Consider the following 13249-nt stretch of genomic DNA (forward strand, 5'->3'; position numbering starts at 1 on the left):
ACGCCGCGCGCTCCGCGATCATGAATACATAACGCAGTGCCGGCCGGGCTGGCGCGGGCCTTGCGAGACGCGGCCCGTGAGTTCGAGCCGCACCGACACAGCCCCTCTCCATGCCGCCGTCGCCCCGAGGCCGGCGGCGATGCGGACGCGCGCCCGGACGTCGTTGTCACCACGGGCCATTGCGCCCGCGCATCAGAACCGTTCAAACTCGCCCGCAAGGTGCGGGCCGGCGACCGATGCTTGAGATCCGCACCGCCAGGGAGAAGACGATGGACCGCAGGACCTTTCTCAAGGGTTCGGCTGCGCTCGGTTTGGCTGCGCCGCAGCTCGCGCGGCCGGCCCTAGCGCAGGGGGGCAAGGTCCTGCGCTTCGTGCCGCAGGCGAACCTCGCGAATTTCGACCCGATCTGGGGGACCCAGTACGTGGTGCGCAACGCCGGCACCCTCGTCTGGGACATGCTCTACGGCGTCGACGCGCAGCTGAAGCCGCAGCGCCAGATGGTCGAGTCCGAGGAGGTCTCGGGCGACAAGCTCACCTGGACCTTCCGGCTGCGCCCCGGCCTGAAGTGGCACGACGGCGAGCCGGTTCTCGCCAAGGACGTGGTGGCGAGCCTCACCCGCTGGATGGCCCGCGACCCGATCGGCCTGATGATCCGCGGCATCCAGGACGACCTCGCGGCGACCAACGACAGGACCTTCCAGTGGCGCCTGAAGAAGCCGTTCCCGAAGCTGCTCTACGCGCTCGGCAAGACCAACGCGCCGATGGCGCTGATGATGCCGGAGCGGATCGCCAAGACCGACCCGTTCACGCAGATCACCGAGTATGTCGGCTCGGGCCCGATGAAGTTCGTCCGCAACGAGTGGGTGCCGGGTGCCCGGGCGGTGTTCGAGACCTTCACCGACTACAAGCCCCGCGACGAGCCGAATTCCTGGCTCGCGGGCGGCAAGCGCATGCTGGTCGACCGTGTCGAGTGGGTGATCATGCCGGACGCCGCCACCGCTTCGGCGGCCCTGCAGAACGGCGAGGTCGACTGGTGGGAGAACCCGATCTCCGACCTCGTGCCGCTGCTGCGCAAGAACAGCAACCTCAACGTCGACATCGCCGACCCGCTCGGCAATGTCGGGTCGTTCCGGATGAACCACCTGCACCCGCCCTTCGACAATCCGAAGATCCGCCAGGCGGTCATGACCGCGATGAGCCAGGAGGATTACATGCGGGCGATCGTCGGCGACGACGACAGCCTGTGGAAGACGCTGCCGGGCTTCTTCACGCCGGGGACGCCCCTCTACAGCGAGGCGGGCGGCGGCAATGTCGGCAAGGGCGACATCAAGCTCGGCCAGAAGCTGCTCAAGGAAGCCGGCTACAAGGGCGAGCCGGTGGTCTGCATCGTGGCCCAGGACCAGGGGATCACCAAGGCGCAGGGCGACATCACCGCCGACCTCCTGAAGAAGATGGGCTTCAACGTCGACTTCGTCGCCACCGATTGGGGCACCACCGGCACCCGCCGGGCCTCCAAGGCGCCGCCGTCTCAGGGCGGCTGGAACATGTTCCACACCTGGCACGCGGGCGCCGACTGCATCAATCCGGCGGGCTACCCGGCGGTGCGGGCGAGTGGCGACAAGGCGTGGTTCGGCTGGCCGAACATCCCGCCGGTGGAGACCGCCATCGCCGAGTGGTTCGACGCCGCCGACCCGGCCGCCGAGAAGGCCGCCATCGACAAGGTCAACGCCGCCGCCTGCGAGGGCGTGGTCTACGTGCCCACCGGGTTCTTCCTCGGCTACCAGGCGTGGCGCAAGAACGTCTCGGGCATCGTGAAGGGGCCGATCCCCTTCACCTGGGGCGTGTCGAAGGCGTGATGGCGCCCGCTCTCGCCACGTCGGGTTGCCCGACCCGCCCGGTCTCTCGGGCGGGCTCCCGGCTTCGGATACCGCGCTCGGCAACGCGGTCGCGGGACCGGGCGCGGGTCCCTTCTCCTGTCTCTCTCCCGCACGGGAGAGGGGGCGCGTCGCGCTCCGCCGCCGGCGTTCGCGCCCGACCCGGACGCGTGAAGGTCGGCACCCGCGAGGGGGGCAGGGGCGGCCGCACCCGCCGCGCCCTCCCGCCCACAGCCTAGCGAGGCCCCATGCTCGGCTATATCGGCAGGCGCATCCTCGCCACCATCCCGGTCATGGCGGTGGTCGGGCTGTTCGTCTTCAGCCTCCTCTACTTCGCCCCGGGCGACCCGGCGGCGATCATCGCGGGCGACCAGGCGACCCCCGACGACGTCGCCCGCATCCGCGCCACGCTCGGCCTCGACCGGCCGTTCCTGGTGCGGTTCTGGGAATGGTCCTGGCAGATCCTCCACGGGGATCTCGGCACCTCGATCTTCACCAACCTGCCGGTCACCACCATGATCGGCCAGCGGGTGCAGCCCACCGTCTCGCTGATGCTCGTCACCCTGGTCTTCGCCATCGTGGTGGCGGTGCCGCTGGGCGTCGTCGCCGCCTGGAAGGCCGGCAGCCTGATCGACCGCCTCGTGATGGGGCTCGCCGTGACGGGCTTCTCGGTGCCGGTCTTCGTGGTCGGCTACATCCTGGCCTACGTCTTCGCCCTCGAGCTCGGCTGGCTGCCCGTGCAGGGCTACACGCCGATCGAGCAGGGCGTGTGGCCCTGGCTGTCCAACCTGATCCTGCCGGCGGTGACGCTCGGCCTCGTCTACATCGCGCTGATCGCCCGGGTGACCCGCGCGACCATGCTCGACGTGCTCCAGCAGGATTACGTGCGCACGGCCCGGGCCAAGGGGCTGTCGCAGGGGCCGGTCCTGTTCGTCCACGCCCTCAAGAACGCCGCGGTGCCGATCGTCACCGTGATCGGCATCGGCATCGCGTTGCTGATCGGCGGTGCGGTGGTGACCGAGACGGTCTTCGCGATCCCCGGCCTCGGGCGCCTCACCGTCGACGCGATCCTGCGGCGCGACTACCCGGTCATCCAGGGCGTCGTGCTGCTGTTCAGCTTCGTCTACGTGCTCGTGAACCTCGCCATCGACCTCTTCTACACCGTGCTCGACCCGAGGATCCGCTATTGACCGCGACCGTCGCGCCCTTCCCCAGCAGCGCCCCGCAGGCGGGCGCCCCGCCCGAGGGGATCACCCCCAAGGCGCCCCCACCGCCGGGCCTCGCCGTCGCGGCGCCGCTGCCCGACGTCATCCCGGCCCGCAAGCGCCGGGGCCGGGTCTGGACCTATGTGCGCCGCAACCCGACCATCGTGGTCGGCGGCGTGCTGCTCCTCATCGTCTTCCTGATGGCGGTGCTGGCCCCCTATCTCGGCACCGTCGACCCGACCGCCCTGGCGCCCGCCAAGCGCACCCGGGCCCCGTCGGCGCAGTACTGGTTCGGCACTGACATGCTCGGCCGCGACGTCTACTCGCGGGTGGTCTACGGCGCCCGGGTCTCGCTGCTGGTCGGCTTCTCGGTGGCGTTCCTCGCCTCGGTCGCGGGGCTCGCGGTCGGCCTCGTCTCCGGCATGGTGCGCTGGCTCGACGGGATCGTCATGCGGGTCGTCGACGGCATGATGTCGATCCCGCCGATCCTGCTCGCGGTCGCGCTGATGGCGCTCACCCGCGGCTCGGTCCAGAACGTGATCATCGCGATCACCATCGCGGAGATCCCGCGCGTCGCCCGCCTCGTGCGCGGCGTGGTGCTGTCGCTGCGCGAGCAGCCCTACGTCGAGGCGGCGGTCACCACCGGCACCCGGATGCCGGCGATCATCTGGCGCCACATCCTGCCCAACACGCTGGCGCCCATGACCGTGCAGGCGACCTACATCTGCGCCTCCGCGATGATCACCGAGGCGATCCTGTCGTTCATCGGCGCGGGCGTGCCGCCCTCGACGCCCTCCTGGGGCAACATCATGGCCGAGGGCCGGGCCCTCTGGCAGGTGAAGTTCTACATCATCCTGTTCCCGGCCATCTTCCTCTCTATGACGGTGCTCGCCGTGAACCTCGTCGGCGACGGCCTGCGCGACGCCCTCGACCCCCGCATGGCGAAAGACGTCTGATGAGGACCGGCAGCATGAGCGGCACCCCCCTCCTGTCGATCGAGAACCTGCAGGTCCATTTCCGCACCCCCGACGGGGTGAACCGGGCGGTGGACGGGGTCTCGTTCGCGATCCAGTCGGGCGAGACCCTGGCGATCGTGGGCGAGTCCGGCTGCGGCAAGTCGGTGACCTCGATGTCGATCCTGCGGCTCCTGCCCGAGCCGCCGGCCCGCATCGCCGGCGCGATCAAGTTCGAGGGCAGGAACCTCCTCGACCTGCCGAACAGCGCCATGCGCAAGATCCGCGGCAACGACATCAGCGTGATCTTCCAGGAGCCGATGACCTCGCTGAACCCGGTGCTGACGGTCGGCCGCCAGATCGGCGAGACCCTGCGGTTGCACCAGGGGCTCGGCCGCCGGGAGGCCGAGGAGCGGGCTGTGGAGATGCTGACGCTGGTCGGCATCCCCGAGCCGCGGCGCCGGGTGCGGGAATACCCGCACCAGCTCTCCGGCGGCATGCGCCAGCGGGTGATGATCGCCATCGCGCTCGCCTGCTCGCCGAAGCTCCTGATCGCCGACGAGCCGACCACGGCGCTCGACGTGACCATCCAGGCCCAGATCCTCGACCTGATGCGCGACCTGAAGGCCCGGGTCGGGGCCGCGATCATGCTGATCACCCACGATCTCGGCGTCGTGGCCGAGGTCGCCGACCGGGTGGTGGTGATGTATGCCGGCCGCAAGGTCGAGGAGGCACCGGTCCGCGAGCTGTTCCGCTCGCCGCGCCACCCCTACACCCGCGGCCTGATGGGGGCGGTGCCGAAGCTCGGCGCCGTCGAGCACGGGGCCGACGCGCGGCTCGCCGAGATCCCCGGCATGGTCCCGAGCCTGAAGGGCCGGATCGAGGGCTGCGTCTTCGCCGGGCGCTGCCCGGACGTGACCGACCTGTGCCGCGCCTACGCGCCGGCCCTGGAGCCCAAGGCGCCGGGCCACCTCGCCGCCTGCCACTACGCGCCGAAGGACGCCCTCGCGGCATGAGCGCCACGCCCGCACCCGCCGCCCGCACCCTGCTGGAGGTCAACGACCTCAAGAAGCACTTCGCCCTCGGCGGCGGCCTGTTCGGCCAGTCCAAGCGCGTGCTCAAGGCGGTGGACGGCCTGTCCTTCACGGTGGCCCGGGGCGAGACCCTCTCGCTCGTCGGCGAGTCCGGCTGCGGCAAGTCCACCGTCGCCAAGGCGCTGATGCGCCTCTACGCGCCCACCGCCGGCCAAGTGGTGCTCGACGGGCGCCGCATCGACGACCTCTCGGCCGGAGCGCTCCGGCCCCTGCGGCGCCACATCCAGATGGTGTTCCAGGACCCGTTCTCGTCGCTCAACCCGCGGATGCGGGTGCGGGCGATCCTGGCCGAGCCGATCCGCAATTTCGGGCTGGCCCGCAACGCCGCCGACCTCGAATCCCGCCTCGCCAGCCTGATGGAGCGGGTCGGCCTGCCGCGCGAGGCGCTGGGGCGCTTCCCGCACGAGTTCTCCGGCGGGCAGCGCCAGCGCATCGGCATCGCCCGGGCGCTCGCCGCCGAGCCGGACCTGATCATCTGCGACGAGGCGGTCTCGGCCCTCGACGTCTCGGTGAAGGCGCAGATCGTCAACCTGCTGCGCGACCTGCAGCGCGAGCTCGACCTCGCGATGCTGTTCATCTCGCACGACCTCGCCATCGTCGAGCACATGACCCACCGGGTGGCGGTGATGTATCTCGGCAAGATCGTCGAGATCGGGCCGCGCCGCGATCTCTTTCTCGCGCCCAAGCACCCCTACACGCAGGCGCTGCTCTCGGCGGTGCCGATCCCCGAGCCCGGGGCCGGGCGCACCCGCATCGTGCTCAAGGGCGACGTGCCGAGCCCGATCAACCCGCCCTCCGGCTGCCGCTTCCACACCCGCTGCCCGCACGCCTTCGACCGCTGCCGGACCGAGGTGCCGGGCCTCGACGCGGTCGGCGCCGGCCATCTCGCCGCCTGCCATCTCAACGACACGGCCGCCCCCGCCCGGGCGGCCTGACGGCGCCGTCCTCGCGAGCGCGGCGAAGCGACCCAGGGCAGCGCGCGATCCCCGAGCGTGGCGGATCCCTGGGTCGCTTCGCTTCGCTCCGCTCGCGAGGACGGGTCGGATTCCCGCGAACCACATCCGGAGTCTCTCGTGCAGCACGACCTCATCCTGAAGGGCGCCCGGGTCATCGACCCGTCGCAGAACCACGACGGGATCTGCGACGTCGCCTTCGCGGACGGCCGCGTCTCGGGCTTCGGCCGCGACTTGCCGGCGGGCCCCGGCACGCAGGTCCGCGACATGGCCGGCGCGATCGTCACGCCGGGCCTGATCGACCTGCACACCCACGTCTACTGGGGCGGCACCTCGCTCGGCATCGACGCCGACGATTTCTGCCGGACCTCGGGGGTGACAACCTCGGTCGACACTGGCAGCGCCGGGCCGGGCAACTTCGCGGGCTTCCGCAGCCACGTGATCGAGCGGTCGCAGGCGCGGATCCTCGCCTACCTGCACGTCTCCTTCGCGGGCATCTTCGGCTTCTCGAAGACCATCATGGTCGGCGAGAGCGAGGATCCGCGGCTCATGGCGCCCCGGGAGGCGGTCGAGGTCGCCGACGCCAACCGGGACGTGATCGTTGGCATCAAGGTCCGGGTCGGGCGCCACGCTTCGGGCGACCAGGGCACCGCGCCCCTCGACATCGCCCTGCAGGTCGCGGAGGAGACCGGCCTGCCGCTGATGGCCCATATCGACGAGCCGCCGCCGAGCTACGAGGAGGTGCTGGCCATGCTGCGGCCCGGCGACGTGCTGACCCACGCGTTCCGGCCGTTCCCGAACTCGCCCATCACGGCCCAGGGCGCCGTGAAGCCGGCGCTCCGCGAGGCGCGGGCGCGGGGCGTGCTGTTCGACATCGGCCACGGCAAAGGCTCCTTCGCCTTCAGGACCGCGCGGGCCATGCTGGCGGGGGGCTTCCTGCCCGACACGATCTCGTCGGACGTGCACCAGCTCTGCATCGAGGGGCCGGCCTTCGACCAGGTCACCACCATGTCGAAGATGCTCTGCCTCGGCATGAGCCTCACCGAGGTCGTCGCCGCCTCCACGGTGAACGCCGCCGTGGCGCTGAAGCGGATGGAGTACGGGACCCTGAAGGTCGGAGCGCTCGGCGACGCCACGGTGCTGGCGGTGCGGGACGGCGCGTTCGACTACGTCGACACGCGCGGCGAGCACATGACGGGCGACCGGCGGATCACCGCCGAGGGCGTGGTGCTGAAGGGCCGGTGGTGGCACCCGGCCTGACCCGTCGGGCCTGACGATCGGGACGAAGATCCCATCGCATACAAAATATCGACCTTTACAGCCTCTTCCGCGGGCCGATACACTTTCCCGTGAGGGACGGACCATCTCCGGCCCTCAGCGAAACGCGGTTCAAACCGCGGCGCCAGGGAGGATGGATGGACACGGGTCAACCTCTGCTGGAGGTCGACGGCGTCACGCTCCGCTACAAGACGCCCGAGCACCTCGTCACGGCCACCTACCGGGTGAGCTTCCGGGTCTGGCCCGGGGACCGGTTCGTCCTGCTCGGGCCGTCGGGATGCGGGAAGTCGACCCTGCTCAAGGCGGTGGGCGGCTACATGGCGCCGACCGAGGGCGAGATCCGCCTGAAGGGGCGCCCGGTCACCGAGCCCGGTCCCGACCGGATGATGGTGTTCCAGGAATTCGACCAGCTCCTGCCGTGGAAGACGGTCCGGCAGAACGTGGTCTTCGCCCTCGAGGCCTCGGGCCGGCTGAGAGGCCGCGAGGCCCTGGACCGGGCCAACCTCTACATCGACAAGGTCAACCTCACGAAATTCGCCGACAGCTACCCCCACACCCTGTCGGGCGGCATGAAGCAGCGCGTCGCCATCGCCCGCGGCATGGCGATGGAGCCCGACATCCTGCTGATGGACGAGCCCTTCGCGGCGCTCGACGCGCTCACCCGGCGACGCATGCAGGACGAACTGCTCGCCCTGTGGGAGGGCACGCGCTTCACCGTCCTGTTCGTCACCCACTCGATCCCCGAGGCGATCAAGGTCGGCTCGCGCATCCTGCTGCTCTCGCCCCATCCCGGCGAGGTGAAGGCCGAGCTCAACAGCGCCGAATCGCCGGAGGCGGCGCTGCAGCTCGAGGGCCGGATCCAGCACATGCTGTTCTCGGAAGAGATCCAGGAGGCGGAGAATGTCTAGCGCGCAAGCCCTGAGCGGCGCCCCGCTGGCCGGGACGGGCCCGGCGCCGCGCCTCGCGGCCCTGCCGCCGTCCGGCCGGCCCGAGATCGTGCGCGAGACCGGCCACGCCCACGGCGCCACCGTGGTGGAGAAGCCGCTGTCGGTCGCCGAGCGGCTCTACAACCAGGCGTGGCTGCGCAAGGTCGTGATCCTCGTGCTCCTCGCCGGGATCTGGGAGGCCTACGGGCGCTACCTCGACAACGACCTCCTGTTCCCGACCTTCACGGCGACCGTGGAGGCCTTCTTCCGGGGCATCGCGGACGGCACGCTGCCGGCCCGGGCCTGGAGCTCGCTGAAGGTGCTGCTCATGGGCTACGCCGCCGGCGTCGCCCTGGCGACCGTGCTCACCGGCGTCGCCATCGCGTCGCGGATCGGGACCGACCTGCTCGAGACGCTGACGTCGATGTTCAACCCGCTGCCGGCGATCGCGCTCCTGCCCCTGGCGTTGATCTGGTTCGGCCTGGGCAACGGCAGCCTGATCTTCGTGCTGGTCCACTCGGTGACCTGGGCGATCGCCCTCAACACCCATTCGGGCTTCCTGTCGGTCAGCCGCACGCTCAAGATGGTCGGGCGCAATTACGGACTGTCGGGCCCGCGGCTGATCGGCAAGATCCTGATCCCGGCGGCCTTTCCGTCGATCCTCACCGGCCTGAAGGTCGGCTGGGCCTTCGCGTGGCGCACCCTGATCGCCGCCGAGCTGGTCTTCGGGGTGTCGTCCGGGGCGGGCGGCCTCGGCTGGTTCATCTTCGAGAACAAGAACATGCTCGACATCCCGAACGTGTTCGCCGGGCTGCTCACCGTGATCCTGATCGGTCTCGTGGTCGAGAACCTGATCTTCCAGACGATCGAGCGGCGCACCGTCCAGCGCTGGGGCATGCAGGCCTGAGCGGCCGCGGGCCGGGCGAAGCGCTCCGGCCGCGCTCCGCCCGAGGCCGGCCCCGATCTCTGCGGAGACGTGTCTTCTCGCATGTTGCTCGAATAGAGATCGAACTTCTCTGTTGCGACGGTGCGGCGAACGTTTTCTTCCTATAGGCTCCGCCGACGACCCCCGGAGCCCGTTCCCGTGAGCCCTGACGCCCCATCCAAGACGGCCCCGACGCCGGCCCGCCCCGACCGGGGTGGCCGGTCGGACACGGCCGCCTCGGTCCTGCCCGGCATCGGCCTGTGCGCGGTGATCACCGCGGTGGCGATGGCCGCACAGGCGGTAGAGGAGCGGGTCGCCGGTCACCCCTACATCGAGGCCCTGGTCCTGGCGATCCTGATCGGCATCGCGGTGCGGACCGCCTGGACGCCCCCGGCGCGGTTCCGCACCGGCATCGCCTTCTCGGCCAAGCAGCTCCTCGAGGTCGCCGTGGTGCTGCTCGGCGCCTCCCTGAGCCTCGGGGCGATCCTCGCCTCCGGCCCGGCGCTGCTGGCCGGCATCGTCGGGACCGTGGTGCTCGGCATCGCCGCCAGCGTGGCGATCTGCCGGGCGCTCGGGCTGCCGGCCCGGATGGCGATCCTGGTGGCCTGCGGCAACGCCATCTGCGGCAACTCGGCCATCGCCGCGGTGGCACCCGTGATCGGCGCGGAGGCGAAGGACATCGCCGCCGCCATCGCGTTCACCGCCGTCCTCGGCGTGCTGATGGTGCTCGGGCTGCCGCTGTTCGTGCCCCTCGCGGGCATGACCGACAACCAGTACGGGGTGCTGGCGGGGCTCACCGTCTACGCGGTGCCGCAGGTCCTGGCCGCGACCGTCCCGGTGAGCCTGCTGTCGACCCAAGTCGGCACCCTGGTCAAGCTGGTGCGGGTGCTGATGCTCGGCCCGGTCGTGGTGGTGTTCTCGCTGATCGCCCCGTGTCTGCCGCAGGCAGCGGGGGCGCCGCCGGCGCCGTCCCGTCCGGGCTTCACCAAGCTGGTGCCCTGGTTCATCCTCGGCTTCCTGGCGCTGGCCACCCTGCGCTCCCTGGGCCTCGTCCCGGACCCGGCGGTGAAGCCGCTGACCCAGCTCGCCGGCGTGCTCACGGTCCTGTCCATGGCCGCCCTCGGCCTCGGGGTCGACGTCCGGGTCCTGGCCCGGGTCGGCGGCCGGGTCACCCTCGCGGTCACCGCCTCCCTGGCGGTCCTGATCGCCCTCAGCCTGACGCTGATCCGCGCCCTCGGGATCGGGTGACGCCGCGCGCGGTCTTTCCCGCCGCGCGGGCTCCCGACCCGTGTAACAGGCATTCCATCGGCACCTTTGTGCAGGTGACCGGAGCCTTTCGCGCCGGCGATCCGGCCCATCCGCACCGAAAAGCGCTTCGGGTGATCATCCCTCAGTCAAGACCGTCTTGACACATACGCGGTTTTTGCTTTGGAACCGCAGGCATCGTCGTCGAAAGCTTCGTGTGGACTCGCGCAGTGCCTGAAAAGAATCCCGAGAACAGCCTCAGGTTGGTCACGCTGGTGGGCGAGATCGTCGCCGCCTACGTCTCGAACAATTCCGTTCCGCCGACGGCCCTGCCCGAGCTGATGGCGAGCGTGCACGCGGCCCTGGCATCCCTCGACGGGCAGGCGCCGGCGGCCGCGGTCGAGCCGGCCGTGGAGCGGCCGACGCCGGCCCAGATCCGCAAGTCGGTCCAGGAGGACGGGATCGTCAGCTTCATCGACGGCCGGACTTACAAGACCCTGAAGCGCCACCTCACCGCCCACGGCCTGACGCCGGAGCGGTACCGCGAGCGCTACGGTCTGCCGGACGATTACCCGATGACGGCGCCGGGCTACGCCGCGCAGCGCTCCGCGCTGGCGAAGGCGATCGGCCTCGGCGTGCCCGGCGGGCGCGTCGATCAGCGCAGGACGGGCACCGGCGGCTGATCGGCGGCGCGGCGCGGGGCCGCGCGCGGCGCGGTCTCGCTCCGCCGCCCCAGGAACGGCAGCACCTGCGCGGGGGCCGGCTCGGATCGGCCGGGCTCGGCGCGGCCCGGGCGGCCGAACGTGTCGGCCCAGCTCAGTTTGATCACCCGGTTGTCCGCAGCCGCGGGCCCCTCCGCGGGGCGCGGCGCCTTGCGGTTCGCGGCGCCGATCCAGCGCACGATCCGGTGCTCGCGCCCGCGGCGGAGCACCGGCGGCAGATTCGTCTCGCTGCGCTTGCGGTTCGGCCGGATGTCGTCGGTCTTGTCTGAGATCGACACGCTCGATAACCCTGTCCCCGTGCGAGGTGCGGGCGGGGACGGATAGCGGGTGCAGCCGTGGATCCGCCGGGGTGCTCCACCCTCGACAACGGCGCTATCCTACTGAACTTGCAGGATCCGGACAGGGCGGTCCCGTCCAAAAAACTTGTCTCTGCGTCCCAGATTGGCCCGTCCGGGGCCGGAACGGCTCAGGAGGCGCGCGCACCCGGCACCGCGGCGAGCAGGGTGCGGGTGTAGGCGTGCGCCGGCGCGGCGAACAGGTCCGCGGTGCCCCGCATCTCCACGATGGCGCCGCGGTGCATCACGGCGATCCGGTCGCAGATCGTGGCGGCCACCCGCAGATCGTGGGTGATGAACAGCATCGCCAGCGACAATCTCTGCTTCAGGTCCTCCAGCAGGTCCAGCACCTGCCGCTGGACCGAGACGTCCAGCGCCGAGACCGCCTCGTCGGCCACCAGCACGTCCGGCTCCATCGCGAGCGCTCGGGCGATGCCGATGCGCTGGCGCTGCCCGCCCGAGAAGGCGTTGGGGTAGCGGGCGGCGGCCTTCGGATCGAGACCGACGAGGTCGAGGAGGCTGCGCGCCCGCTCCCGGGCCTCGGCGGCCGGGACCCCGTGGGCGATCGGGCCCGCCGTGATGATCTGCTCCACGGTGCGCCGCGGGTTCAGCGACGCGAACGGGTCCTGGAAGATCATCTGGATCCGGCTGCGCTTGTCGCGCAGGTCGCCGCTCTTGAGCGCCGTGTAGTCGAGCTCGCCCAGCCGGACCGTGCCGCCGTCGGGCTCGATCAGCCGGATCGCGAGCCGCGCCGTGGTCGACTTGCCGGAGCCGGATTCACCGACGATCCCCAGGGTCTCGCCGCGGCGGACGTCGAACGAGACCTCCTTGACGGCCGCGACGACCCGCGGCTTGCCGAACAGGCCGGAGCGCCCGGAATAGGTCTTGGACAACCGGTTCACGGAGAGCGCGACCGGGGCCGCCTCCAGGGCTGAGCGCGGCGGCGGCGTCAGGCTCGGGACGGCGGCGAGCAGCGCCTTAGTGTAGGGCGCCTGCGGATTGCGCAGCACGGCCTCGGCGGTGCCGGATTCGACCAGCCGTCCGCGCTGGAGCACCGCCACGTGGTCGGCGATCTCCGCCACCACGCCGAAATCGTGGGTGATGAACAGGACGCTCATCCCGCGCTTCCGCTGCAGGTCGCGGATCAGCCGGAGGATCTGGGCCTGGGTGGTGACGTCCAGCGCCGTGGTCGGCTCGTCGGCGACCAGCACCGAGGGCTCCAGCGCCAGCGCCATGGCGATCATCGCCCGCTGCCGCTGGCCGCCGGAGAGCTGGTGCGGGTAGGCCCGCACCGCCTCCTCGGGGTTGGGAAGCCCGACCTCGGTGGCGAGCGCCACTGCCCGGGCCCAGCGCTCGCTGCGGGTGAGCAGGTTGTGCGCCTCGAACATCTCGGCGATCTGGTCGCCGACCCGCATCACCGGGTTCAGGGCCGTCATCGGCTCCTGGAACACCATGGCGATGCGCCGGCCCCGCAGCGACCGCCACGCGGGCTCGTCGAGGGTCAGGAGATCCCGGCCCTCGAACAGGATCGTGCCGGCCGTCGGTTTCAGGGCCCGGGGCAGGAGGCCGGTCAGCGCGTAGGCGCTCATCGACTTGCCCGAGCCCGATTCCCCGACGACGCACAGGATCTTCCCGGCCTCGAGGTCGAGGTTCAGGCCCTCGACCGCGTGCGGGCGATCGGCGCCCTTGGGGAGCGCGATCGTCAGATCGCGGATGCGGACGACCGGCTCGCTCATCGT

At 71.1% G+C, this 13249-nt stretch carries 12 protein-coding genes; 10 read left to right on the plus strand and 2 right to left on the minus strand.

Features of this window, described 5'->3' with window-relative positions; all coding sequences use genetic code 11:
- Nucleotides 1–269 precede the first annotated feature (269 nt).
- The 10 genes from ACLBYB_RS19825 to ACLBYB_RS19870 all read left to right on the plus strand — a co-directional run bounded on the left by ACLBYB_RS19825 (nucleotide 270) and on the right by ACLBYB_RS19870 (nucleotide 11136).
- Nucleotides 270–1856 (plus strand): ABC transporter substrate-binding protein, encoded by a 1587-nt coding sequence (locus ACLBYB_RS19825; RefSeq protein WP_447699754.1) that lies wholly within the window; start codon nucleotides 270–272, stop codon nucleotides 1854–1856.
- Between the two features lie 266 nt (nucleotides 1857–2122).
- The gene (locus tag ACLBYB_RS19830) at nucleotides 2123–3064 is read left to right on the plus strand and encodes an ABC transporter permease (RefSeq protein ID WP_020093982.1); all 942 of its coding nucleotides are present in this window, start codon (nucleotides 2123–2125) and stop codon (nucleotides 3062–3064) included.
- On the plus strand, nucleotides 3061–4035 hold the full coding sequence (locus ACLBYB_RS19835) for an ABC transporter permease (RefSeq protein ID WP_082558120.1): 975 nt from the start codon (nucleotides 3061–3063) through the stop codon (nucleotides 4033–4035). Before ACLBYB_RS19830 ends, ACLBYB_RS19835 begins: the two co-directional genes overlap by 4 nt.
- Nucleotides 4035–5048 (plus strand): ABC transporter ATP-binding protein, encoded by a 1014-nt coding sequence (locus tag ACLBYB_RS19840; RefSeq protein ID WP_100252516.1) that lies wholly within the window; start codon nucleotides 4035–4037, stop codon nucleotides 5046–5048. The genes ACLBYB_RS19835 and ACLBYB_RS19840 overlap by 1 nt, the downstream gene beginning before the upstream one ends.
- On the plus strand, nucleotides 5045–6061 hold the full coding sequence (locus tag ACLBYB_RS19845) for an ABC transporter ATP-binding protein (RefSeq protein WP_091681003.1): 1017 nt from the start codon (nucleotides 5045–5047) through the stop codon (nucleotides 6059–6061). Before ACLBYB_RS19840 ends, ACLBYB_RS19845 begins: the two co-directional genes overlap by 4 nt.
- 138 nt (nucleotides 6062–6199) lie before the next feature.
- The gene (locus ACLBYB_RS19850; protein ID WP_447699755.1) at nucleotides 6200–7339 is read left to right on the plus strand and encodes an amidohydrolase/deacetylase family metallohydrolase; all 1140 of its coding nucleotides are present in this window, start codon (nucleotides 6200–6202) and stop codon (nucleotides 7337–7339) included.
- A gap of 155 nt (nucleotides 7340–7494) precedes the next feature.
- Entirely contained in the window at nucleotides 7495–8265 is a 771-nt protein-coding gene (locus ACLBYB_RS19855; protein WP_042674808.1) for an ABC transporter ATP-binding protein, read from the plus strand.
- Nucleotides 8258–9190 carry an ABC transporter permease gene (locus ACLBYB_RS19860; RefSeq protein ID WP_427508993.1) on the plus strand — a complete coding sequence of 311 codons (933 nt, stop codon included), beginning with the start codon at nucleotides 8258–8260 and terminating at the stop codon, nucleotides 9188–9190. Before ACLBYB_RS19855 ends, ACLBYB_RS19860 begins: the two co-directional genes overlap by 8 nt.
- A 177-nt stretch (nucleotides 9191–9367) precedes the next feature.
- On the plus strand, nucleotides 9368–10456 hold the full coding sequence (locus ACLBYB_RS19865) for a YeiH family protein (protein ID WP_447699756.1): 1089 nt from the start codon (nucleotides 9368–9370) through the stop codon (nucleotides 10454–10456).
- A gap of 227 nt (nucleotides 10457–10683) precedes the next feature.
- The gene (locus ACLBYB_RS19870; protein ID WP_026605051.1) at nucleotides 10684–11136 is read left to right on the plus strand and encodes a MucR family transcriptional regulator; all 453 of its coding nucleotides are present in this window, start codon (nucleotides 10684–10686) and stop codon (nucleotides 11134–11136) included.
- Here ACLBYB_RS19870 and ACLBYB_RS19875 read toward each other — a convergent pair.
- Complete coding sequence (locus ACLBYB_RS19875) at nucleotides 11109–11453, minus strand: hypothetical protein (RefSeq protein ID WP_447699757.1); 345 nt, start codon at nucleotides 11451–11453, stop codon at nucleotides 11109–11111. The genes ACLBYB_RS19870 and ACLBYB_RS19875 overlap by 28 nt on opposite strands.
- Before the next feature lie 188 nt (nucleotides 11454–11641).
- Nucleotides 11642–13246, minus strand: coding sequence for an ABC transporter ATP-binding protein (locus ACLBYB_RS19880; protein WP_447699758.1), 1605 nt, complete (start codon nucleotides 13244–13246; stop codon nucleotides 11642–11644).
- Nucleotides 13247–13249: the final 3 nt, after the last annotated feature.

The organism is Methylobacterium sp. D54C, assembly GCF_053345595.1.

What these genes read in the sequence shown, in the direction of transcription:
- ACLBYB_RS19825 (WP_447699754.1), top strand. Translation starts at nt 270, where the DNA reads ATGGACCGCAGGACCTTTCTCAAGGGTTCGGCTGCGCTCGGTTTGGCT.
- ACLBYB_RS19830 (WP_020093982.1), top strand. Translation starts at nt 2,123, where the DNA reads ATGCTCGGCTATATCGGCAGGCGCATCCTCGCCACCATCCCGGTCATG.
- ACLBYB_RS19840 (WP_100252516.1), top strand. Translation starts at nt 4,035, where the DNA reads ATGAGGACCGGCAGCATGAGCGGCACCCCCCTCCTGTCGATCGAGAAC.
- ACLBYB_RS19845 (WP_091681003.1), top strand. Translation starts at nt 5,045, where the DNA reads ATGAGCGCCACGCCCGCACCCGCCGCCCGCACCCTGCTGGAGGTCAAC.
- ACLBYB_RS19855 (WP_042674808.1), top strand. Translation starts at nt 7,495, where the DNA reads ATGGACACGGGTCAACCTCTGCTGGAGGTCGACGGCGTCACGCTCCGC.
- ACLBYB_RS19860 (WP_427508993.1), top strand. Translation starts at nt 8,258, where the DNA reads ATGTCTAGCGCGCAAGCCCTGAGCGGCGCCCCGCTGGCCGGGACGGGC.
- ACLBYB_RS19880 (WP_447699758.1), bottom strand. Translation starts at nt 13,246, where the DNA reads ATGAGCGAGCCGGTCGTCCGCATCCGCGATCTGACGATCGCGCTCCCC.